The sequence below is a fragment of the Flavobacterium soyae genome (assembly GCF_045348165.1).
GTDB classification, from domain to species: domain Bacteria; phylum Bacteroidota; class Bacteroidia; order Flavobacteriales; family Flavobacteriaceae; genus Flavobacterium; species Flavobacterium soyae.
Map to the genome: position 1 here is coordinate 2,682,707 of NZ_CP150845.1, position 25,776 is coordinate 2,708,482.

19 protein-coding genes are annotated in these 25,776 nt (G+C 32.1%); 16 read left to right on the forward strand and 3 right to left on the reverse strand.

The annotated features are described in order from the left end of the window. Positions 1 to 45 precede the first annotated feature (45 nt). The 6 genes from AABD74_RS11485 to AABD74_RS11510 all read left to right on the forward strand — a co-directional run bounded on the left by AABD74_RS11485 (position 46) and on the right by AABD74_RS11510 (position 5,958). On the forward strand, positions 46 to 891 hold the full coding sequence (locus AABD74_RS11485) for a hypothetical protein (RefSeq protein ID WP_232681272.1): 846 nt from the start codon (positions 46 to 48) through the stop codon (positions 889 to 891). A gap of 68 nt (positions 892 to 959) precedes the next feature. After that, on the forward strand, positions 960 to 1,562 hold the full coding sequence (locus AABD74_RS11490; RefSeq protein WP_232681273.1) for a trimeric intracellular cation channel family protein: 603 nt from the start codon (positions 960 to 962) through the stop codon (positions 1,560 to 1,562). Positions 1,563 to 1,668: 106 nt separating this feature from the next. Next, positions 1,669 to 2,616, forward strand: coding sequence for a FemAB family protein (locus AABD74_RS11495; protein ID WP_406842943.1), 948 nt, complete (start codon positions 1,669 to 1,671; stop codon positions 2,614 to 2,616). Next, the gene (locus tag AABD74_RS11500) at positions 2,613 to 3,713 is read left to right on the forward strand and encodes a DegT/DnrJ/EryC1/StrS family aminotransferase (protein WP_406842944.1); all 1,101 of its coding nucleotides are present in this window, start codon (positions 2,613 to 2,615) and stop codon (positions 3,711 to 3,713) included. Before AABD74_RS11495 ends, AABD74_RS11500 begins: the two co-directional genes overlap by 4 nt. A gap of 3 nt (positions 3,714 to 3,716) precedes the next feature. Beyond that, positions 3,717 to 5,225, forward strand: a complete 1,509-nt coding sequence (locus AABD74_RS11505; protein WP_406842945.1) for an O-antigen translocase — start codon at positions 3,717 to 3,719, stop codon at positions 5,223 to 5,225. Then, positions 5,212 to 5,958 (forward strand): acyltransferase, encoded by a 747-nt coding sequence (locus AABD74_RS11510; RefSeq protein ID WP_406842946.1) that lies wholly within the window; start codon positions 5,212 to 5,214, stop codon positions 5,956 to 5,958. The genes AABD74_RS11505 and AABD74_RS11510 overlap by 14 nt, the downstream gene beginning before the upstream one ends. Positions 5,959 to 6,074: 116 nt before the next feature. Here the strand turns inward: AABD74_RS11510 and AABD74_RS11515 are convergent, their stop codons facing one another. Further along, the gene (locus AABD74_RS11515) at positions 6,075 to 6,974 is read right to left on the reverse strand and encodes a glycosyltransferase (protein WP_255669466.1); all 900 of its coding nucleotides are present in this window, start codon (positions 6,972 to 6,974) and stop codon (positions 6,075 to 6,077) included. A 222-nt stretch (positions 6,975 to 7,196) separates the two neighbouring features. Here AABD74_RS11515 and AABD74_RS11520 point away from each other — a divergent pair, with 222 nt between their 5' ends. Genes AABD74_RS11520 through AABD74_RS11530 form a run of 3 tightly spaced genes read left to right on the forward strand, consistent with a single transcriptional unit; the run spans position 7,197 to position 9,785 of the window. Continuing rightward, on the forward strand, positions 7,197 to 8,297 hold the full coding sequence (locus AABD74_RS11520) for a glycosyltransferase (protein ID WP_406842947.1): 1,101 nt from the start codon (positions 7,197 to 7,199) through the stop codon (positions 8,295 to 8,297). A 1-nt stretch (position 8,298) separates the two neighbouring features. After that, positions 8,299 to 8,703: a sugar 3,4-ketoisomerase gene (locus AABD74_RS11525; protein ID WP_406842948.1), complete on the forward strand. Its 405-nt coding sequence runs from the start codon at positions 8,299 to 8,301 to the stop codon at positions 8,701 to 8,703. Beyond that, positions 8,700 to 9,785 carry a glycosyltransferase family 4 protein gene (locus tag AABD74_RS11530; protein ID WP_406842949.1) on the forward strand — a complete coding sequence of 362 codons (1,086 nt, stop codon included), beginning with the start codon at positions 8,700 to 8,702 and terminating at the stop codon, positions 9,783 to 9,785. Before AABD74_RS11525 ends, AABD74_RS11530 begins: the two co-directional genes overlap by 4 nt. A gap of 183 nt (positions 9,786 to 9,968) precedes the next feature. Here the strand turns inward: AABD74_RS11530 and AABD74_RS11535 are convergent, their stop codons facing one another. Beyond that, positions 9,969 to 10,841 carry a glycosyltransferase family 2 protein gene (locus AABD74_RS11535; RefSeq protein ID WP_406842950.1) on the reverse strand — a complete coding sequence of 291 codons (873 nt, stop codon included), beginning with the start codon at positions 10,839 to 10,841 and terminating at the stop codon, positions 9,969 to 9,971. Then, a complete protein-coding gene (locus AABD74_RS11540; protein ID WP_053471180.1) occupies positions 10,841 to 11,524 on the reverse strand; it encodes a cell division ATP-binding protein FtsE in 684 nt (227 codons plus the stop codon). Before AABD74_RS11540 ends, AABD74_RS11535 begins: the two co-directional genes overlap by 1 nt. A gap of 361 nt (positions 11,525 to 11,885) precedes the next feature. On the opposite strand from AABD74_RS11540, the gene AABD74_RS11545 reads away from it, so the two are divergent. From AABD74_RS11545 to AABD74_RS11575, 7 genes are all read left to right on the forward strand, one after another. Further along, complete coding sequence (locus AABD74_RS11545) at positions 11,886 to 14,903, forward strand: tetratricopeptide repeat protein (protein ID WP_406842951.1); 3,018 nt, start codon at positions 11,886 to 11,888, stop codon at positions 14,901 to 14,903. A gap of 97 nt (positions 14,904 to 15,000) precedes the next feature. After that, positions 15,001 to 15,864: a PhzF family phenazine biosynthesis protein gene (locus tag AABD74_RS11550; protein WP_406842952.1), complete on the forward strand. Its 864-nt coding sequence runs from the start codon at positions 15,001 to 15,003 to the stop codon at positions 15,862 to 15,864. 154 nt (positions 15,865 to 16,018) lie between these two features. Further along, the gene (locus tag AABD74_RS11555) at positions 16,019 to 17,773 is read left to right on the forward strand and encodes a TonB-dependent receptor (protein ID WP_232681287.1); all 1,755 of its coding nucleotides are present in this window, start codon (positions 16,019 to 16,021) and stop codon (positions 17,771 to 17,773) included. A 170-nt stretch (positions 17,774 to 17,943) separates the two neighbouring features. After that, positions 17,944 to 18,393: a hypothetical protein gene (locus AABD74_RS11560; protein WP_232681289.1), complete on the forward strand. Its 450-nt coding sequence runs from the start codon at positions 17,944 to 17,946 to the stop codon at positions 18,391 to 18,393. 783 nt (positions 18,394 to 19,176) lie between these two features. Beyond that, entirely contained in the window at positions 19,177 to 20,853 is a 1,677-nt protein-coding gene (gene asnB, locus AABD74_RS11565; RefSeq protein WP_406842953.1) for an asparagine synthase B, read from the forward strand. Between the two features lie 313 nt (positions 20,854 to 21,166). Beyond that, positions 21,167 to 22,783: an asparagine synthase B gene (gene asnB, locus AABD74_RS11570; protein WP_406842954.1), complete on the forward strand. Its 1,617-nt coding sequence runs from the start codon at positions 21,167 to 21,169 to the stop codon at positions 22,781 to 22,783. A gap of 223 nt (positions 22,784 to 23,006) precedes the next feature. Beyond that, positions 23,007 to 25,742: a M16 family metallopeptidase gene (locus AABD74_RS11575; protein ID WP_406842955.1), complete on the forward strand. Its 2,736-nt coding sequence runs from the start codon at positions 23,007 to 23,009 to the stop codon at positions 25,740 to 25,742. Positions 25,743 to 25,776 lie beyond the last annotated feature (34 nt).

Genomic DNA, 25,776 nt, shown 5'->3' on the forward strand with positions numbered 1-25,776 from the left:
TATCAGACTTGTAAAATCAGGATTATAAATTAAATTCTAAATGATATGATGATTAAAAAATTAACTGCAGTATTATTACTGTTTTTTGTATCTTTTTTTGGTTTTGCTCAAGGCGGAAAAAAATTAGATAAAATTATTAAAAGAGATTATCAGATTATTGAAGGTACAATTAGTAAAATATCTGATAAAACGATTGAATATTCTTTACCCGGAGAAACGCTGGTCATTTCTCTCGATGTTTCGCAAATTGCCAGAATCGATTTTGCAAGCGGGCGTTCGCAGACTTTTGATGTAAGTCAGGGAAATAATGCATCTTCAAATCCTCCGGTTATTGCAGCTGCAGAAACAAAACCTAATACTATTGCTGTACTTCCGGTTCCGTATTTAAATTCAGATACACAGGAAAGCTCAGAAGATATGGCAAAATTTGCCCAGAATGATCTTTATAATAAATTGATCGATAAATCGTCGAATATTTTTCCGCTTACAGTTCAGGATTTAAGAACAACGAATAGTTTACTGCACAAAGCAGGAATTGATCACAACAATATTGATGAAACACCAATTGAAGATCTTGAAAAAATTCTTGGTGTCGATAATGTTGTAGCGGCAAAAGTTTCTTATACCATGAATTCAGGAACAACTGCCACAACTTACAGCAGCGGAGGCGCAAAAGTAAGCGACAATAATAAGAAGGTAAAAACTAATGATGTTTCGACAACAACTGCAAACACACAGGTTTATTACTATTACACGGTTTATTTTGACATGTATAAAAACAACACAAAAATATATTCGCAGACTCGTAAACCGTTTTTGGCGGTAAAAGACAGCTGGGTCGATTCAATTACTTATTTATTGAAAAGAAGCCCTATTTACACAAAAAAATAACAAATTGAGGAGCTGCAATTAATTTAATCTTTGTATCTCTGCACCTTTAATTTTTTGCACCTTAAAAAATGTTTCATTTATTAGATATTATTGGCACGATGGCATTTGCAATGTCCGGAGCATTAACAGCAATGCATAAAAGACTCGATCCGTTTGGGGTTTTTATTATTGCTTTTGTTACGGCTGTTGGCGGCGGAACGCTTCGTGATGTTTTAATTGGAAGAACTCCAGTGGGCTGGATGATGAATCTTCAGTACGTTTATGTTATTATTTTAGGTTTTTTTCTGGCTATTATTTTCAGAAAAAAGTTTGATAAACTAAGAACTTCCCTGTTTTTGTTTGATACCATTGGTTTAGGGGTTTTTACCTTAATTGGCCTTGAAAGAGGAATTGTAACGGGTCTTCATCCTGTAATTTGTGTGGCATTAGGAACTATGACAGCTTGTTTTGGCGGTGTAATTCGTGATATTTTATGTACCGAAATCCCAACGATTTTTAGAAGAGAAATCTACGCAACAATCTGTATTTTTGGAGGAATCGTATTCTTTGGCCTTAAGAAATTAAATTTAGAAGATGATGTTTTGTACCTTGTAACCTCTGTTGTAATAATTTCAGTTCGTTTACTGGCGGTAAAATACAAATGGTATCTGCCGGCTTTTGAACATAAATAAAGATTTTTAAATTTAGCCACAGATTAAATTGATTAAAAAGATTTTCTTTGCTAATTAAAAATCATTCTAATCTTTTTTCCCGATAGCTATCGGGAGTAGCATAAAAATGAAATACACCGTAAAAAAATACGATCAAAACGATTATAAATTGTGGAATGACTTTATTGTTCAGGCCAAAAATGCAACGTTTTTATTTCATCGTGATTTTATGGAATATCATCAGGATCGGTTTGAAGATTTTTCACTTTTAATTTTTGAAGAAGAAAAACTAAAAGCCATTCTGCCAGCCAATAAAAAAGAAAACTCCATTTATTCGCATCAGGGTCTTACTTATGGAGGATTGGTTTTTTCGTCTAAATTAAATGCCGAAAAAACAGAGTCAATTCTAAACTCGGTTTTATTGTTTTTGAAAGAAAACGCAATTAAAACTTTTTATTACAAGCCTATTCCGATTTTTTACTTTCCGGAAGGAAATCAGGAACTTGACTTTTTTTTATTTAAAAGAGGAGCGGTTTTAGAACGGAAAGAAATGAATTTGGCAGCCAATTTAAATTCTCCACTAAAAATCTCAAAAAGTAAATTAAAACATTTTAGAAGAATTGAAAATCTTGATTTGGATATCATTGAAGAAGAAGATTTTGAACCGTTTTGGAATGAAGTTTTAGAACCGAGATTATTAGAGAAGTTTAATGAAAAACCAGTTCATTCAAAAGAAGAAATAGCACTTTTAAAAGAACGATTTCCAAAAAATATCAAACAATTTTCAGTTTATCAAAACGATGAAATTATTGCGGGAATAACCATTTTTGAAACCCAAAATGTTGTAAAATCACAATATGGCGCCACTTCTAAAAAAGGGGAAGAAACGCGGGCATTAGATTTTTTATTCATTAATTTGATTCACCGATACAAACGAAAAGGAAAACATTTTTTTGATATGGGAATTGTAAATGAAGAAAATGAATCCGGTTATCATTCTGGTCTGCTAAAACAAAAAGAAGAATTAGGCTGTAAAGTTTACAATCAGGATTTTTATAAATTGGATATAAAATGATACCGTTTCTAGATCTGAAAAAAATTAATGAACCGTATGAAGCTGCTTTTCAGGAGAAACTGAAACTGGTTTTAGACAATGGCTGGTATATTTTAGGAAAAGAAACAGAAACCTTTGAAAAAGCTTATGGTGAATATTGCCAAACCCAATATTGCATTGGAGTAGGGAATGGTTTTGATGCTTTGGTTTTGATTTTTAAAGGTTATATTGAACTGGGAAAACTCAAAAAAGGCGATGAAGTTATTGTTCCTGCAAATACTTATATTGCCAGTGTTTTAGCCATTTTACAAGCAGATTTAGTTCCCGTTTTGGTTGAACCGAAATTAGAAACCTACAACATCAACCCAGATTTAATTCCCGAAAAAATCACATCAAAAACAAAAGCCATTTTAGCCGTCCATCTTTACGGACAATTAGCCGAAATGGATAAAATAAATGAAATTGCATTGCAAAATGATTTGATAATTGTTGAAGATGCAGCACAATCGCATGGAGCAGAAAGAAATCTACAATCTAAAATCTACAATCTAAAATCTGCAATCGCTTATAGTTTTTATCCCGGAAAAAACCTGGGCTGTCTTGGCGATGGCGGAGCAATTACAACCAACGATCCAGAATTAGTAAAAGTGTTGTTTTCGCTTCGAAATTATGGTTCAGAGCAAAAATATTATAACGAATATATTGGCGTAAATTCAAGATTAGATGAATTACAAGCCGCATTTTTAAACGTAAAACTGTCCAATTTAGATGCCGATAATGAGAAACGAAGAGCAATTGCAAAACGTTATTTAGCTGCAATTAAAAATGATAAAATAGAATTGCCGTTTTGGGATTTTTCAAACAATCATGTTTTTCATTTATTTGTTATAAGAACTAAAAACAGAGATTATTTACAGCAGTATTTGACCAAAAATAATATCCAAACCGTAATTCATTATCCGGTTCCGCCGCATAAACAAAATGCATTTCCAGACTGGAATAACTTATCATTTCCTATTACAGAAAAAATTCACAATGAAGTTTTGAGTCTGCCAATGAGTCCCGTTTTGACAGAAACGGAAGTAAATTATATTATCGAAATTCTAAACCAGTATTAATTCGTGACTGATAGCAAAAAATCATATCAGCAGATTTTAAAAACAACTTCACTTTTTGGAGGCGTTCAGTTTTTTTCGATTTTAATTTCAATAATCCGCACCAAATTAATTGCCGTTTTTATAGGTCCGGCCGGAATGGGAATTATAGCTTTATTAAATTCTACATTAAGTGTTTTAAGCAGTATTTCGGGTCTGGGTATTGAAACCAGCGCGGTCAAAAGTATTTCAGAAAATTTTAATAAAGACGATATTCGGATGGTTTCGATAACGATTCGAATTGTAAAAAGAATTGTTTTTTTTACCGGAATATTAGGAATGCTATTGACTATAATTTTCTCAAAAGCTTTAAGTATTCTCACTTTTGGAGATTCGAGCCAAACGTATTCGTTTATATTTCTTTCCCTTACTATTTTATTCAAACAATTATCTTCTGGACAATTGGCTGTTTTGCAAGGTTTAAGACATTTGAGGTTTTTGGCTAAAGCCAATTTTTATGGAAATTTATTCGGATTATTGTTTTCAATTCCACTCTATATCTATTTTAAGATCGATGCCATAATTCCAACCATTTTGCTGGCATCCGTAACTTCATTGATTTTTTCGTTTTATTATTCAAATAAAGTTAGAGTAGAAAGCAAGAAAGGAGAAATTACAAACGATGTCTTTGTAACCGAAGGAAAATCGATTATAAAATTAGGCTTTATGCTTACCATAAGCAGTGTTTTAACGCTTTTGACAGCTTATCTAATTCAAATTTATATTGGCAAAACCGGAGGCTTGGAACAAGTAGGATTTTATAACGCCGGATTTACATTGCTAAACTCCTATGTGGGAATTATTTTTACGGTTATGAGCACCGATTATTTCCCGAAATTGGCTTCTATAAACTCTGATAATGATAAAGTTAGAGTTAGCGTACAGCAGCAGGCTTTTATTTCGGTTTTAATTATAACGCCCATTATTGTTTTGTTTCTTGCTTTCAGCCAAGTTATTGTTAAGATGCTTTATACCTTAAAATTTGAGGCTATTTTACCCATGATTTGCATTGGAATTTTAGGAATGCTTTTTCGCGCTGTTTCCTGGGCAATGGGATTTATTTTAATTGCAAAAGGTGATTCTAAAATGTTTATAAAAACTGCCGTTGGTTTTAATGTTTTATCTTTAGTAATGAATATTTTAGGCTATTATTTTTACGGATTAGAAGGTTTGGGTTTTAGTTTCTGTCTTTATTTTTTATGTCATTTTATCGGCTTAAAAATCATCACTAAAAAAAGATATAATTTTTATTTTGAAACAGAGTTTTTCCAAATCTATTTGGTTTGTTTGGTAATTTGTATTGCTTCATTTTTACTCCGATTTATCGAAACTTCGGTTTTAAAATATGGGTTATTATCGGTTATGATTTTGATATCTTTCGGTTTTAGTTTGTATCATATTGATAAAAAGATGAATTTAAGCGAAATATTTACGTCATTTGTTCAGCGAAAAAAAGAGAATAATGATTCAGAATAGTTATAGAAAATGCAGGTCATTTTATCATACACTAAAGTTTTACTGGAAAGTAAACTGGATCAAAACGCTGTATTTTAACTTTAAAAAATTCCCTTTTGCAACCGCTAAAAAACTGCCTGTTTTCTTTTACGGAAAAGTAAAATTCACTTCTATTTATGGCGAAATTCAATTAGATGGAAAAATCCAAAAAGGAATGATTGGCTTTGGTCAGCCTTATGAATTGAATACTGTTCATAAAGGCATCGCTGAAATCAATATTTTAGGAAAATTAATTTTTAAAGGAAAATTCCAGTTTGGCAAAGATTGTTTTGTTTTTGTTGGAGAGCATGCTGTTTGCGAACTCGGAAATATGGCTTCTCTCGCTTCAAGCGGAAAAATAATTTGTACCGAAAAAATTGTTTTGGGAGAATATGCCCGTTTCGGCTCTGAATCGCAGATTATTGACACCAATTTCCATGATTTAATTGATACTCAAACCGGAGAAAAACTTAAAAAATCAGCTCCAATTACTATTGGAAATTATAATTTTATGAGCAACAGGGTTTCTGTTTTAAAAGGAACTCAAACACCAAATTTCTGCACCGTTGCATCAAATAGTTTATGTACCAAAGATTATACTTCGCTTGGCGAAAATATCTTAATAGGAGGTGTTCCGGCTAAATTAATCCGAAGTAATATTTCACGCGATTGGAGCGGAGAAAAACAGCAGCTTGATGATTTTTTGACAATTTAAAAATGCGTTTATGGTACGCGGATTTTACGGATTTACTTCGTAAAGACGCGGATTGACACGGATTTTATTTTTTAAATAGATAATAAAAAAATCCGTTTTAATCCGCGTTTTATTAATCATTTAAATAATATACGAAACCGATGCTTTATTTCAAGAAGAATATATTTTGACAGCAGCTTATAATTAGAGGTTTTAAAGTTTAAAAACATTTCAAAATGGATTCGTTTTAAAATAGCTTTATCCTCTTGTTTTGTTCTGTTTAATTGAATAGCTTTCTTGATAATCAAATAAGTAGAATAATTGATTTTTCTGGATCTTGAATCATTTTTGATATGAAAATGAGTCCCTAAAGATGTTGTTGTAATTCGTTTTTTGATTAAAATTTCATCGATATAATCAAAATCATATTTACGTGAAGCACGAATCCATAAATCTAAATCCTCATAAGCCAGATTTTCATCATAACCCTGTAAATCATCAAAAACCGATTTTTTAACCATTGATGAAACAGAGCAAATACTATTTCCACCCGAAAGTACACTCAAATAAATGTCTCCGGTTTCTCTTTTTTCGATTGTTTTTTTGGATTCATCAACCGGAAAAAAATAAAAATAAGAATCGCCTTTTTCATTAATTAGTTCAGCATTTCCGTAAACAATCCCAAGATTTTCAAACCTGTTTTTTTCGAAAGCTTTTAATTGTAATGAAACACAATCGGGTAATAAAATATCATCACAAGCCAAATCAATAATATATTCGCCGTTGGCAAGTTTTAGTGCTTTATTAAAAGATTTTGTACTTCCTAAATTAGTTTCATTTTCAATAAATTGAATTTCCGGATAAGCTGCAATCCAGTTTTTTATAACTTCTCGCGAATTATCAGTACTAAAATCATCTACAATTATCAATTCAATAAAAGGATAATCCTGATTTAGAGCAGATAATAAACTCTGCAAAACAAATTTTTCATGGTTATAGCACAGGCATATAATGCTCACTATTGATTTATCCTGCATATTGTTTATAAAGATTTGTTTAATTTAAAATGGATAAAAATCTATTAAACACATAGAAACATAGATCATTAGCTGTTGTTTTTTAGATCATTAAAAAAGCAAGCTTTCACACATAGACACGCTATGTGACTTGATGCGAAAGTGAAACGCTTTTTTAGAAGGTTTAAACTATGTTTCTATGTGTTAAAAAGATATATTTGATACGAAAATAAGAAATCAAGAATGATATCATCTCACAAAAAAAAGAAAATTGCTCTTATTGGTTATCGCTTAAGCGGAGGCGGAAGCGATAAAGTAATGGCAAATTTGTCTGTTTTTTTTGAAAAACATGGTTTTGATGTTGATATAATTATTGTTCTGGATGAAGTTAATTTTCCCTATTCAGGAAAATTGGTAAACTTAGGATTGCTGAAAAACAAAAGCAACGGATTGTATAATAAAGTCAAAAGATTAAAGGTTTTAAGAGCATATTTAAACCAGAATCAGTTTGATTTTATTATTGATTTTCGTTTTCGTACAAAAATCCTGCAGGAACTTATTTTAGCCCGATTTATATATAATACCAAAACTATTTTTACCGTTCACAGTTTTTTAATCGATCATTATATGCCCAAAAAACCGTGGCTGACACGATTGATGTACAATCATTGTTATACCAATGTGGCGATTACAGATGAAATGAAAATGTTGATTGAAAGTACACATAAACTGCAAAATGTAATTACAATTCACAATCCGGTAAATCTTGAAGAAATTAAGGAAAAACAAGATGAAAAAATAGAATTGGAATTTGATTTCATAATCGCAATTGGTCAATATGAAAATGAAATCAAGCAATTTGATAAACTGATTTTAAGTTACAGCAGATCTAATCTGCCTCAAAAACAGATTCATTTGATAATTATAGGAAATGGTGATGAAACAAAGCTCAAAAAAGCAATTTTAGAAAATAATGTTTCCCAGTTTGTTCATCTTTTAGGCTATCAAAATAATCCGTTTAAATATGTACAGAAAGCCAAATTTTTGGTTTTATGCAGTAAAAACGAAGGTTTTCCAAATGTGATTTTAGAAGCTTTAGCCTGCGAAACTCCAGTTGTATCTTTTGATTGTGATTTTGGGCCAAGAGATATGATTACTTCTTTTGAAAATGGTATTTTAGTCGAGAATCAAAATTGGGACAAACTAACAGAAGCAATGAATTTATTTACGGTTAATGAAAGTTTATATCAGCATTGTAAAAAAAATGCATTAAAAAGTATTGAGTCCTTTTTATTAGAAAAAATTGGACAGCAATGGTTAAATTTGCTTGAGGAACATTCATAATATGACAACAATTCAAGATATTTCAGTACTTAAAATTCCGGTGGTAGAAGACTTGAGCGGGAATTTGGCTTTTATTCAAAACGGAGTCCTGCCTTTTGAATTTAAGCGTGTTTATTATCTTTTTGATGTTCCAAGCAGTGCTTTTCGCGGAGGGCATTCGCATATAGTACAGCATGAAGTTTTGATCGCTTTAAGCGGAAGTTTTGAAGTAACGGTAAATGACGGAAAAGAGAAAAAAAGCTATTTACTCAACAAACCAAATGTTGGATTATATCTTCCAAAAGGAATTTGGAGAGAGCTGGAAAATTTTTCTTCCGGCGCGGTTTGTCTGGTTCTGGCTTCAGATGTTTTTGATGAAACTGATTATATTCGGGATTATGAAACTTTCTTGAATTCTAAAAAATGAAACTGCTTTACATTGTTCCCAAAATAAAAAATACGGGAGGCGTTGCAAGGGTTTTATCGATTAAAGCCAATTATTTTGCTGAGCATTTTAATTACGAAATTCATATTTTATCCCAAAATGAAGGAGACGAAAAACCTTTCTATGATTTTAGCCCTAAAGTCGTATTCCATGATATAGTTTTAAAAGGGAATGCTTTTCATTTTTTAAAATCTTATAAAAAACAAGTCAGTCAAAAGGTAAAGGAAATAAAACCCGATATTATTTTGGTTGCCGATAATGGATTAAAAGCCTTTATTTTTCCATTTATAATCAAAACAAAAATTCCGATTGTTTTTGAAGCGCATGGATCTAAATTTATTGAAGAAAAAAAGCAAAAGAAAGATTATTTTTCAAAATCAATTCGAAAAATAAAATATAGTTTTAAAGACTTTGCTGTTCAAAAATTTACAAAAGTTGTGACTCTTTCAGATGAAAATTTAAAAGAGTGGAATTTGAAAAACGCCATTGTAATTCCTAATCCTTCCTGGATAAAAACTCAAAAAACTGCTGATTTAAAGCGTAAAAAAGTTATAGCAATTGCCCGAAACTCTTATGAAAAAGGCTTAGACCGATTATTGTTGATTTGGGAAAAAGCCAGCCAAAAACACCAAGATTGGACTTTAGATATTTTTACTGATGAAGCTGCGTCTTTAAACAATATTGTCATTGATTTAGGAATGACTTCAACGATAAATGTTTTCAAATTTGTAAAAAATATCGAAGAAAAATATCTGGAATCATCAATTTATGCCATGACTTCCAGAACAGAAGGATTTCCGATGGTTTTGCTTGAAGCTATGGCTTTTGGTTTGCCTTGTATTGCTTTTGATTGTCCTACGGGCCCTGGTGCTGTTATTACAAATGAAGAGAATGGATTTTTAATTCCGGATAATGATTTTGAAATGTATGCTGAAAAACTTTCTTTTTTAATTGAAAATGAAGAAGCAAGACTGGAATTTGGTAAGAAGGGAAAATTGGTTTCTGAAAATTATTCGATGGAGAAAATAATGGAGAAATGGAGACACTTTCTTGAAAGTTTATAAATGATTAAAGTCTCAGCGGGATGTAATATTTATAGAAAAGTAGTTTCCGTTTTTAAGGAAACTCCATTGGGGTGATATTTTTTTAAAAGTATAGATTTCGCTCCGCTGAAGTTCTTTTCGAAATGCTGTAGATTGGCTATAAATATTTTGCTCCTCCGGAGCTTTTTCCTAAACGTTATTGCCCTACAGGTTCTTTGTAACCACATTGTTTAATTCACAAAAGGATCCCAATTTATATATATCAAAAAGAAATAAAGATGGTTTTTCTGAAAGTAAATTTCTTTCGATTTTATCGTGATTTTTTTTGAAAACTGAGGCTGTAAAACGAATTAGTTTTAATTTTTTAAGAACTTCGAAGGCTTTAATTATTTTGCTTTCTTCTGAAGAAATTTTTCCAGAATTATAAAGAAAAACTAAATTTTCTAAAGCCGTTTTTGTCTTCTTTAAAAATACTTCAGAAGTTTCTAAATTAAGATGAAAAGCTGGGTTTTCAATACGAGTCGCTTCAAAATGATTCTTTTTTAAAACAGAGAAAAAACATAAATCTTCGTAACCATATTGTATAATTGATTCATCAAAAGGATATTGAAGAAAAATATCTTTTTTAATTGATAGATTAGAAGTTAAAATTGAAGCCGTTTCTCTTTTTTGCCCATAAATCCAGCGTAAAAGCTGTTCATTGGGAGGTCTTTTATCTTCATAAATAATTCCGCCAAAAAAAACATTCGTTCTTGCTGAAATCGCAGTAATATAATTTTGAATAAAATTGCCGTGGGCCGGAAAAGTATCGCAGTCTAAAATTAAAAACCAGTCATATTTTGCTTTTCGAGCTAAATTATTTATGTTTTTTCCTCGTCCTAAATTAGTTTCATTTACAAAAAATGAGCAATTAGGAAAAGAATTAATTTCTTGATTTTGAATGTTTTCTTTAGAGTTTGAAGCGTCGTCCTGACAAAGAATTTCAAAGTTAATTCCACATACATTACATTGTTTTATAAGTTCGTTAACGAGCGATAAAACATTATAATTATAAACCGGAATTAAAATAGAAAGCATTACACGCTTCTTTGTACCACCTCAAAAATTCTTTCATCTTCACATTTTAATGTTTTCGATGGGAATTTCATTAACAAAGCATAATCATGAGTTGCCATGATAACGGTTTTACCAAGTGCGTTGATGTTTTTTAATACTTCTAAAACCTCAGAACTTGTCTGCGGATCAAGATTTCCTGTAGGTTCATCGGCAAGAATAAATTCAGGGTCATTAAGTAAAGCTCTTGCAATTGCAACACGCTGCTGTTCACCGCCAGAAAGCTGGTGAGGCATTTTGTTAAGGAAATCTTTCATTCCAACTTTATCCAGAACTTCGTCGATTTTGTATTCCATCGCTTCTTTTTCAGTCCATCCAGTTGCTTTAAGAACAAAAAGCATGTTGTCCTGAACAGAACGATCTGGAAGTAATTTAAAGTCTTGGAAAACAATACCAATTTTACGTCTCAAATACGGAATATCTTTTTCTTTTAAAGTTGCCAAATCAAAGTCAACAATATGAGCTTCACCTTCTGTTAAAGGTAAATCTGCGTACAAAGTTTTTAAAAAGCTGCTTTTTCCTGAACCTGTTTTCCCAATGATATAGATGAACTCTCCATGCTGAACATCTAAGTTAATATGAGATAAAATTTTTCTTCCTTCTTGGTATATAGTGACTTCTTTAAGAGATAGTACGGTTTCTGACATAATAAAATTGATTTGAATGGTAAAAGTAATAAGATAACGTTTGTATTCAAAATAAATTTCAATCATTTCTGTGAGAAATTTCAAAAAATAGCCACAGATTAAAGGATTATAATGATTTTATTCCTTTTGCGAAAGCTAATTTTTAATCTGTAAGAATCTGTGAAATCTGTGGCGAACATAACAGGATTATTATTGTAATTGTAAAACAGAAAAATATTTGTAGAAAGTTTGAGAACCAATCTTTTGGCATTTAAGATGCTGTTTAATAATTGCGATTAAAACATTTATTCATAATAAATTCAAGAAACGTTTCGTTATAAACGGTATAAAATGATAAATTTGAATACTAAATATAACTAAAATGCGTAGACTTTCCTGGTTCTTTTTATTCCAAATTATCCTTACTTCGACCATAGTTTCGGCACAAAAATCAGCTATTTATACTTACGATTTAAAGGATTTTGACAAAGCACAGGCTTTATATAACGATAAACAATACGCTTCGGCACAACATATTTTTGAGTATGTAAAAAATAATACAGCGCAAACAGAAGAAGTAAAGTCAGACTGTGCTTACTACATAGCCAATTGTGCTATTAGAACCAATCAGCCAAATGCCGATGCTTTGATGGAAAAATTTGTTGACGATTATCCAACAAGCACCAAACAAAATCAGGCTTATATTGAAGTGGCACAGTATTTCTTCGAGCAGGGAAATTATCCAAAAGCTTTGCAATGGTTTGACAAAGTTGACGAAGGTTACATGAGTAAAAAAGATTCGGATAAATTTAATTTCCAAAAAGGCTATAGTTATTTTAATGCTAAAAATAAAAAAGAAGCCACAACGTATTTTAATAAAGTAGTAAACTCTCCTGAATTTGGTTCACAAGCTAAATATTACTTAGGATTTATGGCATATGAGGGCGACGATTATAAAGAAGCAACGAAGTATTTTGATGAAGTTTCAGGCGAAGAAAAATACAAAGAAAAGCTTTCGTATTATCAGGCTGATATGAATTTCAAACTTGGAAATTTTCAAAAAGCAATCGATTTGGGCCAAAAAGCAATGGCGAAATCAAATGAAATGGAAAAATCTGAACTGAATAAAATTATTGGCGAAAGTTATTTCAACTTAAAACAATATGAAAAAGCAATTCCATATTTAGAGCAATACGCAGGAAAAAAAGGAAAATGGAATAATACTGATTTCTACCAATTAGGTTATGCGTATTATGAGCAGAAAAATTACGAAAAAGCCATTTCTCAGTTCAATAAAATTATTGAAGGAAAAGATTTTGTAGCTCAAAACGCCTATTATCATTTAGGATTAAGTTATTTAAATACAGGTAAAAAGCAAGAAGCTTTGAATGCGTTTAAAAATGCTTCAGAAATGGATTTCAATGCACAGATTCAGGAAGATGCAACTTTAAATTATGCCAAAGTAAGTTATGATATTGGAAATGCTTACCAAACCGTTCCGGGAATTTTACTTGATTTCTTAAAAAAATATCCAAACAATTCAAACAGGGCAGAAGTAGAAAAACTTTTAGTTGACTCTTATATTTCGACTAAAAACTACAAAGAAGCTTTGGTTTTATTAGAAAAAAACAGAAGTGCCGAAAACAAAGCAGCATACCAAAAAGTACTTTTTTACAGAGGAGTTGAATTGTTCAACGAATCGAATTATACGGAAGCCGGAAAGATGTTTAAAAGCGCGATAAGCGAACAAAAAACACCTGAATTTACAGCGCGTGCCACTTTCTGGAAAGCAGAAACAGAATATGTTTCAGATGATTTCCAAAATGCATTATTGACGTACAAACAATTTGCCGGACTTGCTGCAGCAAAATCTACAGACGAATATAAAAACATCAATTATAACATTGGTTACACGTATTTTAAATTGAAAGAATACGATCAGGCGGCGAACTCGTTTCAGGCGCAGATTGATAATTCTCCTTCAGATAAAGCACGTTTAAACGATTCGTATTTACGTTTAGGAGATTCACGTTTTGTGAATTCTAAATATGCTCAGGCAAATGAAGCTTACGGAAAAGCAATGGACGCAAAAAGTGTAGATGCCGATTATGCTCAGTTTCAAAAAGCACTTTCGTATGGTTTTATGTCTAAAAATGATCAAAAAATCAACGAGTTGAATAACTTCCTAAAAATGTATAAAAAATCAGAATATCGTGATGATGCTTTATTCGAATTAGGAAATACATATGTGGCGGATAAAAAGAATGATTTAGCGATTAAAACATACGATCAGTTAATTTCTGAATACAAAAACGGATCTTTTACTTCAAAATCTATTTTGAAACAAGGTTTGATTTATTACAATTCAGATCGTGATGAACAAGCGCTGGCAAAATTCAAGAAAGTGGCGGCCGAGTTCCCAAAAACTCCGGAAGCTCTTGAAGCCGTTTCGACAGCAAGATTAATTTATGTTGATTCAGGAAAAGTAGATGAATACGCAGCCTGGGTTCGAACTTTAGATTTCGTTTCGGTTACAGATGCTGAATTGGATAATGATACTTACGATGCGGCTAATAAACAATACAGTCAAAATAACAGCAAAGCAGCGATTACTGGGTTTGCAGGTTATGTGAGCAAATTTCCTGCCGGATTACATGCTTTAGAAGCTAATTTCAATTTAGCACAATTATATTATGCGGAAGGTTCTGAAACCAAATCAACTCAGAATTATCAGTATGTAATTGACCAGCCAAGAAATGAATTTACAGAACAAGCCTTAAACAGACTGGCTCAGATTTACTTAAAAGCTAAAGATTGTGATAAAGCGATTCCGGTTTTAGTTCGTTTAGAAAACGAAGCCGATTATCCGCAAAATAAAAACTTTGCTCAGGCCAACCTGATGAAATGTTATTATGACAAAAATGATTATGATAATTCGGTTATTGCTGCTGATAAAGTTTTAGCGAATCCAAAAGCCGATGCAAACGTAAAAGCCGATGCACAGATTATTGTTGCACGCGCTGCCATACAAACAGGAAATGAAGATAAGGCAAAAGCGGCGTATGCAAAATTGTCTACAACTTCAAAAGGAGAATTAGCAGCAGAAGCATTGTATTATGATGCTTACTTTAAAACCAAAGAAGGAAAATTTGAAGCTTCAAATACTGCAGTTCAAAAACTGGCAAAAAGCTATTCTACCTACAAATATTACGGAGCAAAAGGATTGGTTTTAATGGCAAAAAACTTCTACGGATTAAAAGACAGCTATCAGGCAACTTATATTTTAGATAACGTAATCAACAATTTTACAGATTATCAGGATGTTGTTGAAGAAGCGAAAAAAGAATTAAGTGCGATTAAGTTAGAAGAGTCTAAAACGAATTCGTCGATCAATAAATAAGAAAAGAGAGTAGAAAAGAAGAAAGATGCAAGAAACAAGATTGAAAAGTCTTTTCTCTTTATTCTTTCCTCTATTTTCTCAACAAAAAATAAGAACAATGAGTTTACCTTTTTATATAGTTGATGTTTTTGCTGATAAAAAATATGCCGGAAATCAATTGGCGGTTTTTTTAGAAGCTGAGAATTTAAGTTCAGAAGAAATGCAGCAAATGGCGCGCGAGATTAATTTCGCAGAGAGCACATTTATTACCAAACTTGATAAAGAAAATAATAAAGCAGAAATAAGAATATTTACACCGGCTCATGAAATGCAGTTTGCAGGACATCCGATAATTGGGACTTCATGGGTTTTGATTAATAAAGTATTTGATAATTCGCCTGAAAGTATAACGTTGAATGTTCCTATTGGACCCATTCAAATTCAGCAATCAGAAGATTTGATTTGGTTGAAAGCAGCACAGCCAAAATTTTGGGATATTTTCTCCAAAGATGATTTTACATTATTCAGTAATCTGAAAAAAGAAGATTTTGAAAATCAATTCCCAATTCAGGAAGTTACAACCGGAAGCGCCTTTGTAATGGTTGGATTAAGCAGTAAAAGAGCATTGGAAAACCTGACTTTAGATAAAGATAAAGCAGATCAATGGATGAAAAATCATTGTAAAACCGACCATAGAGGCTTGTATTTTTATTATTTAGAAGGTTCAAAATTGTTTAGCAGACTTTTATACATTGAGCACAATCAGTTATTAGAAGATGCAGCGACAGGAAGTGCGAGTACATGTTTACAGGCTTTTCTGTTAAAATACCATATACCTAAATTTGAATTAATCAATTATCAGGGAGATTATATAGGGCGTCCGTCTCAGATTTATTTTAAAGGGAAATTAATTGAGAATCAGTTCGATATTAATATTGGAGGAAAAGCTCAGTTTGTTGCTAAAGGAGAGTGGGAAGCGTAGAAATTAGAAAATTGAGAGAATTAGAGAATTAGAAAATTAGATAATTGTAAAATGTAAAATTGTGAAAAGTGAAATGTAAAAAATAAGGTGTAAAAACATTTAACATTTTACAACTCACATCTTACACTATACATTTTTACAAAATAAAAGAAATATGAAAATTAAGTGCCGAAATAAAATTATCGTTTTACTAGTGTTATTGGTCTGCCAGCTTTCGTTTTCGCAGGTTAAGAAGAATGAAAGCATTGGAACTGAAACGGTAAACGTAGTAAAACCTTATTCGCCAACAATATCTGACGCTTTTAAAGTGAAAGAAACACCTTCGCTGGACGATGCGGGAAATCAGCCAAAAGAAACTATTAAATATAGTATTTTGTCTGTTCCGGTGGCTTCGACTTTTACGCCGTCAAAAGGAAATGCACAAGCTGTGGATAAGTCTAAAAAGGAAAGATTATTCAATAATTATGCGACTCTTGGAGTTGGAAATTACGGAACGCTTAATGCAGAATTATTTGTAACTCAGGATTTAGGAAATAATGATTATTTAGCCGGAATGCTGCGTCATCATTCTTCTCAGGGGGGAATTAAAGATGTGAATTTAAACGATGAATTTTACGATACAGGTTTAAATATAGGTTACGGTGTAAACAATCGCGATATGTCTTGGGGTGTTGATGTAGGCTATCAAAATCAAATATACAACTGGTACGGTTTACCTGCAGATTTTGGAATGACGCTGCCGCCGGGAACACAGGAAGATTTAATTAGAGGCATTAATCCGAATCATTCTTATAACACAATTTCTTTAGGCGGAAATGCTGAATTTACGGAAGGTATTTTCAGCAAAATCTCAACTAGATTTACGCATTTTTCAGATAGTTTTTCTTCCTCAGAAAATCGTTTTTATCTAAAACCAACTTTTAAAGTTGATGTTATGGATCAGGCAATCAATACTAATATTATTGTAGATCACGTTAGCGGTTCTTTTGAACATAATTATGCATGGGATAATGTTGAACCTTTAAAATATAGTTTGACAAACTTTGGGATTGAACCAAGTTTTGTGGTTCATGAAAACGACTGGACTTTAGAATTAGGTGCTGGTTTATTTTATGCTTTAGATTCTGAAAACAGCGGAAACAAATTTTATATTTATCCAAAAGTAAACGCTTCATACAAATTAGTTGGCGATTTAATGATTTTCTATACAGGAGTTAACGGAAGTTTAAATCAAAACTCATATGCTGATTTTGTAACTGAAAATCCTTTTTTGTCTCCAACTTTAAATATGAGACCAACCAGTAATCAATATACAGTTTTTGCAGGTTTAAAAGGAAAACTGGCTAATAATGTGAGTTATAATTTGACAGGTTCTTATTTGAATGAAAAAGATAAAGCATTATTTAAAAGCAACGATTATACAGAAGATTTTTCGAACCAAAATTATGCCTTCGGAAATTCACTTAGTGTAGTTTATGATGATGTTAGAACTTTCCGTTTTTACGGGGAATTAAAAGCAGATTTTTCTCAGAGTGTTTCTTTTGGAATAAACGGAACTTTTAACAGTTACAAAACGGATGGATTAGAAGCGTGGAATTTACCTTCAATGAAATTGAGTTCCAATCTTGATGTAAATATTACAGAACAATGGTATGCCGGTTTAAATGTATTTTATGTTGGAGAACGTAAAGACATGCAGTCAAATCTGACTCTGGTAACAGATCCTGTAATTACCACTTTAAAAAGTTATTTTGATGCCAATGCACATTTAGGATATAAATATAATGAGCGTTTAACTTTCTTCTTAAAATTAAATAATATAGGAAACCAAGCTTATGAAAGATGGCTGAATTATCCTGTTCAGGGCTTTCAGGTTTTAGTGGGAGGAAATTATAAATTCGATTTTTAAGCAGGTTTTGCCATGAAATACTAAGGCACAAAAATTATATAAAATATAAAAAGCGCCTTTTTTTTAGCCATGAGTTCGTGAATTTTTTGGAGTAAATTCGTGAATTCGTGGCTATTTTTTTGCGACAGCAGAAAAACCTTTGCACCTTTGTACCTCAGAACCTCAAAAAAATGACTTTCAAACAAAAAATACATTCTCATTATTTACAAATGGTTCAAGACCGAATTGATGTTTTTAAAGACATGATTTCGGGATTGACAGAAGATTCTAAAAACGATGCCAAAGGTTCTGCGGGCGATAAACACGAAACGGCTTTGTCGATGATGCATATCGAACAGGAAAAGCTAACTAATAAACTTAAAGAATCTATTGCGCAAAAAGCAGTTTTAGATAAAATTGATTCGGCTAAAACAACCGAAAATATCATTTCAGGAAGTTTGGTAAAAGCAAACGGAATTTATTTATACGTAAGTGTGGCGCTCCCAAAAATCGCAATTGATGGAATTAATGTTATTGCGCTTTCTCCACAGTCGCCTTTAGGAAATCATTTAATGGGGAATAAAGCCGGATTTAAATTTGAGATTAATAAGACGCATTATATTATTGAAAGTGTTTTGTGATTAATTGTTTTAGGTGTAGTCCCTACGGGACAATTTTATTTTTTGTGTATTTTTTTCTACCGATATTTAATCTCTACGAGATAAACTTACGTGTTATGCTCCTTTAGGAGCTAAATATCGGTAGAAAGCAGAATAATTAAATGATAAAATTGTCCCGTAGGGACTACCCTTAAATATTAAATATCTCGTAGAGATTAAATATCGGTAGTTCCGCAAAGTATGTCATTCCGAGGAACGAGGAATCCCACTAGAAACTCGACAAAGTTTGGAGATTTTATTTTCAAACATTTCCTGCGGTTCAACCGCAGGAAATAATAGGGACGTGCTAATATTGCGTTCCAATGGTTGAAACCATTGGCTATGTTTTTTTTCGATTCCGAGTAACTCTATAAAGTAATTACCAATCTTTGTAGAATTTCTAGTGCGATTCCTCGTTCCTCGGAATGACAAACAGTATGTTAATATCTAATGCAAGATTGAATATAGAATAATTTTTGAACAGCTTTTTCTATTCTGTTTATGAATCTTTCATGGATACTTAAATATCTCAAAATTTAATTCAAAAATTTCTTCAAAATCGTATATTTTACTTGCGTTTTACCTTCAAAATTGAAAATTATAAGTTTCGGGCTTTTTTTTATGCTAAAATTTTACATTTTATATGTAAATTCTTTTTTATGGTTTTAAATTGTAACTTAAATTGATATTTGTGTTTTTCAATTATAACCAATACCGCATCTTTGCCTTATCAAAATAAAATTTAAAAGTTAAAAATATAAAATTATGTGTGGAATTGTATGTGCCTTTGATCTAAAGCAAAAAGCCGAAGTGTTAAGACCTCAAGTATTAGAAATGTCTAAAATCATTCGTCACCGCGGACCAGACTGGAGCGGAATTTACAGCAATGATAAAGCAATTCTTTCTCATGAGCGTTTGGCAATTGTAGATCCAGCTTCAGGAAAACAACCTTTATTTACAGAAGATAAAAAATTGGTTTTGGCTGCAAATGGTGAAATTTACAATCACAGAGATTTACGTAAGCAATTCGAAGGAAAATATAACTTTCAAACAGAAAGTGACTGCGAAGTTATCTTAGCATTATACAGAGAAAAAGGAGTAAGTTTTGTTGATGAATTAAACGGAATCTTTGGTTTTGCGATTTATGACGTTGATAAAGATGAGTATTTTGTTGCTCGTGACCATATGGGAATTATTCCATTATACATTGGTTGGGATCAACACGGAACTTTCTATGTAGCATCTGAGTTAAAAGCTTTAGAAGGATATTGTACAAAAATCGAATTATTTCCTCCGGGACATTATTTATCAAGCAAAGACGGTGAATTTGTACAATGGTACAAAAGAGACTGGGTTGATTATGATGCGGTTAAAGACAACGAAACAAGTATTCCTGAAATCAAAAAAGCGCTTGAAGCAGCGGTTCACAGACAATTAATGAGTGATGTTCCTTACGGAGTTTTACTTTCTGGAGGTCTAGATTCGTCTATTACTTCGGCTGTAGCCAAAAAATTTGCACAAAAACGTATTGAGTCAGATGATACTACAGATGCCTGGTATCCGCAATTACACTCTTTCTCTGTTGGTTTAGAAGGATCTCCGGATTTAGCAGCAGCAAGAAAAGTAGCAGATCATATTGGAACTATTCACCATGAAATTAAATTCACTATTCAAGAAGGTTTAGATGCTGTTCGTGATGTAATTTACAACCTTGAAACTTATGATGTAACTACAGTAAGAGCTTCAACTCCAATGTGGTTAATGGCGAGAGTTATCAAATCAATGGGAATTAAAATGGTTCTTTCTGGAGAAGGTGCAGATGAGTTATTCGGAGGATATTTATATTTCCACAAAGCACCAAACGCAAGAGAATTTCACGAAGAAAACGTTCGTAAATTAAGTAAACTTCATATGTATGACTGTTTACGTGCAAACAAAAGTTTAGCGGCTTGGGGAATTGAAGGACGTGTTCCTTTCTTAGATAAAGAATTTATGGATGTTGCAATGCGCATCAACCCACAAGATAAAATGATCAACAAAGAACACCCAATGGAAAAATGGGTTGTTCGTAAGGCTTTTGAAGATATGCTTCCTGAAAGTGTGGCGTGGAGACAAAAAGAACAATTTTCTGATGGAGTAGGATACAGCTGGATTGATACTTTGAAAGAAGTAGTAGCAAGAGAAGTTTCAGACGAACAATTGGCAAACGCGAGATTTAAATTCCCGTTACAAACGCCAACTTCAAAAGAAGAATATTACTATCGTTCTATCTTTACAGAACATTTCCCAAGCGATGCAGCAGCATTATGCGTTCCTCAGGAAGCAAGTGTAGCTTGTAGTACAAAAATCGCTTTAGAGTGGGATGAAGCATTCAAAAACATGAACGATCCATCTGGTAGAGCTGTGGCAAGTGTTCACGATGATGCCTATGTAAAAGCATAAACACGTTTAATTATTAGAATTAGTATATATATTGCAGAAAGACGTTCTTACTTTAAGAACGTCTTTCTTGTCTAAAATTGTTAAATTCTATATTTCAGTTCTTTATAAAAATATTTCGATAATTATTTAACTTACTTTTTTTATATTTGGCATTCCCCAAAAAAGTTAAATACCTAAGATTTTAATACTGAAAATGTAGGAAAGCAAAAAATAATATTTAGTTTTGCTTTCAGCAGAAAATTTTAATGATTTTTTAATGTTCGGCTTATTTTAAGTCTGAAACAGTAGAATAAAAATAAAAAAATAGAATAGTATGTCTGGATTATTGGCCGTTATTGGTAAAGGAAAAGACCCGCAGCTTGTAAAAGCACTTTCTGAAAGAATGTCGCATCGCGGTCCTGATGAAAGCGATTTGCACATTATGGAAAATGGCAGTATTCTTTGTCATGAAAGTCTTTCTATTATCGATTTAAAATCGGGGAAACAGCCTATTCAGGGAACAGATAAAGCCTGGATGGTTCACGACGGGGAAATTTATAATTATCAGGAATTAAAAAATACCGTTTTAAAAGATCATACTTTTAGAACAAATTCTGACTCAGAAGTAATTGTGCATTTGTACGAAGAATTTGGATATGATTTTTGTAATAAACTAGACGGAGATTTTGCTTTCGTAATAATCGACGGAGATAAATATATTGCAGGAAGAGATCCAATTGGGGTTAAACCTTTATATTATGGTTTAGATGAAAGAGGAAGAATTTATTTTTCTTCTGAAATGAAATCAATTGCAGATCAATGTAAGTCATTCTCGACTTTTCCTCCGGGACATTATTATACAGCAAAAAGCGGTTTTGTAAAATATTATCATCCAGAATACGAAGATCATAAAAATGCCACTCAGTCACTTGATTTAGATTTAATTCGTGAATCCTTAATCGAAGCAACCCGCAAACGATTAATGAGTGAAGTTCCTGTTGGAGTTGTATTATCAGGAGGTTTAGATACCTCTTTAATTTCATCAATCGCATCTAGATTATTAAAAGAAAATGGTAAAAAACTTCCGTCTTTTTCTATCGGATTAGATGCTGATGCTCCGGATAATGTTTCGGCAAGAAAAGCAGCTGAATTTTTAGGAACAGATCACCATGAAATACATTTTACAGTTGAAGAAGGTGTTGCGATTTTAGAAAAAGTGATTTCGCATATTGAAACTTACGATATTATTTCGGTTCGTTCAGGAGTTCCAATGTATTTATTATCAAAAGCAATAATTGATAAGGGAGTAAAAGTGATTCTTTCGGGTGAAGGTGCCGATGAAATTTTCGGTGGTCATTTGTATTTTAGAAATGCGCCTTCGGCAGAAGAATTTCAGGATGAGACTATAGAAAGAGTTCAGAAGTTATTTACGGCCGATTTACTTCGTGTTGATAAAACTACTATGGCAAACGGAATCGAAGCACGAATTCCGTTTTTAGATACAGATTTTTTAGATGTTACCATTCGAATTAAAACCGAAGAAAAACAGCCTAAAACGTATGAAGGAATTGAAAAATACATTTTAAGAAAAGCTTTTGATACTCCAAATGATCCTTATTTGCCAAAAGAAGTTTTATGGAGACAAAAAGAACAATTTTCTGATGGAGTTGGATATAACTGGGTTGATGAATTAATCGAATATTGTGCTTCGCAGGTTACAGACGAGCAATTGGCCGGTGCAAGTGCAGAGTTTCTGTATAATACGCCAACAACAAAAGAAGCGTATTATTACAGATCTATTTTTCACAAATACTATCCACAGGTTAGTGCAGCGCAAACCGTTCGTAAATGGATTCCGAAATGGCAGGAAAATCTTGATCCAAGCGGAAGAGCAAATGCAGCCCACTTACAAGGAAATTTTGAAAATGTAAAATCTGGAGTTGCTGTTTAATATAGAAAATTTCAATAAAAAAATTCCAAATTCCAAATTCCAAATTCCGAATTTCAATTTGGAACTAAAATATAAAAAGCCGAAATGCATTCACAATGTAGTTTCGGCTTTTTTTGTGGTTTCCCGTAAATTGCTAAAAGTAAGTTAATAAGAATAAAACGTATTTCAGAAAAATACTATATTTGATTACCACGAACAATTAAATAACTCTTAAAAACAATTTATGAAAAAACTATTTCTCAGTGGAGTTTTATGCTGCTCATTAGTTTCATTGGGCTCAGTTTATGCGCAAAAAGCGGAAACACCCAAGTACATCACAAATGTCGAAGGTGTCAAAGAATATTCTTTAAATAATGGATTAAAAGTTCTTTTAATTCCAGATGCTTCTCAAAGTAATATGGTAGTTAATATTGTTTACAATGTTGGTTCCAGAAATGAAGGTTATGGAGAAAAAGGAATGGCGCATTTATTAGAACATATGCTTTTTAAAAGCACTAAGAATTTGGGGGATATTAAAAAAATGCTTTCAGACAAAGGAGGAAATGCCAATGGAACCACCTGGTTTGACAGAACAAACTATTATGAAGTTTTTCCGTCAAGCGATGAAAACCTAAAATGGAGCATCGAAATGGAAGCTGACAGAATGATTAACTCTACTATTTTGCAAACTGATTTAGATAAAGAGTTTTCTGTAGTTAGAAATGAGTTTGAAATAGGAGAAAATAATCCTGACGGCGTTTTGCAGGACAGAATTCTTTCTTCGGCTTATTTATGGCACAATTACGGAAACAGCACCATTGGCAGTAAAGAAGATATTGAAAGGGTAAAAGCAAATACACTTCGCGTTTTTTATGAAAAATACTATCAGCCAGATAATTCAACCTTGATAATTGCAGGTAAATTTGATGAACAAAAAGCATTGCAATATGTTGGGCAGTATTTTGGGGCAATTCCGAGACCAAAAAGAGTTTTAGATAAAACGTATACCATAGAACCTGTTCAGGATGGCGAAAAATATGTGGAGCTTAAAAGAGCTGGTGACAGCAAAAATGTTGGTGCTTTATATCATACGGTATCTTATGCAGATAAAGATTATGCAGCGATTGATGCTTTAGGAGAAATCTTAACTGCAGATCCATCTGGTTATTTATATAAAACATTAGTTGAGACACAAAAAGTGTCAAATATTTATTTTTGGCAGCCTTCGGTAAGAGATGCAAGTTTTATCTATTTTGGGGTTGCAGTTCCTAATGATAAAGATGTATATGCAACAAAAGATATTGTAAGAAGTGAGTTGGATAAGATAACCACCACAAAATATACGGATCAGGATGTAAGCAGAGCAAAAGCAAAAATTATCAAGCAAATAGAAGCCGTAAAAAATAATACTATTTCGTATGCTATCAATCTAACCGAAATTATTGGAGCGGGCGATTACAGACTTGGCTATTTATACAGAGATGCTGTTGAGAAATTAACAAAAGAAGATATTCAAAGAGTTGCCGAGAAATATTTTAGACCAAATAATAGAACTGTTGGTGTATTTATTCCATCTAAAGATGAAGTAAGAGTAAAAGCAAATGAATATACTGATGAACAATTATTGGCACTTACTAAAGATTATAAAGGAAAAGCTTTAGAGAAAGAAGCTGCACCATTTGAAGCATCCATTAAAAATTTAAAACAAAATCTTGTTGAAGGAAAATTAACAAATGGTATCAAATACGGTTTAATCAAAAAAGAGATTAAAGGCGGAAAAATTCAGGCAAGTTTTAAATTTCCGGTTAGTAATGAAAAAGATTTAACAGGTAAAAATGATATTGCCGGAATTCTGGCTCAATTATTAAAAACAGGAACAAAAACACAGACTAAAGAACAAATTCAGGATAAATTAGATCAATTGAAATCGTCAATTAATTTTAATTTTTCAAGACAAACATTATCGGTTAGTGTTAATACTTATAAAGAGCACTTTAAAGAAGTAATGGGAATTTTAGCAGATTTATTAGCGAATTCGACTTTTCCTGAAAATGAACTAACTAAAACAATCAGCGAATATAACACCTATTTGGAGTCAAGTTTAAATGATCCGCAAGCTGTTGCATTTACAGAACTTTCGAGAATAACTACTAAATATCCAAAAGGAAGTATTTTTTATACACCAACTATTCAGGAGCAGATTGATGCCTTTAAAAAGATAAAACAAGCTGAAATTGTTGATTTCTATACTAATGTTTTAGGCGGAAATAATGGAATAGGAAGTGTAGTGGGAGATCTAGATGTAAAAACTACAGGAGAGATTTTAGAAAATACATTTGGAAAATGGAATTCTAAATCAAAATACGAACTTGCTCAGCCGGCTTATTTTGAAACACAAAAATTAGATAAAGATATTATTACACCAGATAAAGAAAATGCTGTGGCGCTAGGAAGAATCAGTTTTAAAATGGATAGAAAAAATCCAGATTATCCGGCATTTGTTATGGCAAATGAAATTTTAGGAAGCGGTGGTTTTTTAAGCGCCAGAATTCCGATGAGATTAAGAGAAAAAGAGGGTATTAGTTACGGTGCAGGTTCATTTATTGATGTACCAATTACCAATGATGCGGCAGCCTGGACTTATTATGCTTTCTTAAACCCTACGAAAAAGAATGCTGTTGAAACAGCTGCAAAAGAGGAAATTGCAAAAGCTTTAAAAGACGGATTTACAGCAGAAGAATTAAAATCAAATTTAGTGAGCTGGCAAAATGAAAGAAAAACAAGATTAGGGGTTGATAATACCTTAATGGAGTTAGTAAATACTTATTTGCAATACGGAATAGCTCTTGATGATTATGATCAACTGGAGACTAAAGTAAAAGCTTTAAAAGTAGATGAAGTAAATAAAGTATTGAAAAAATACCTGACTTTAGATAAAATGACCTCTATTTATGCTGGGGATTTTAATAAAAAACAATAAAAAAAAGAAATTCCAAAATTGAGAAAATCCAAAA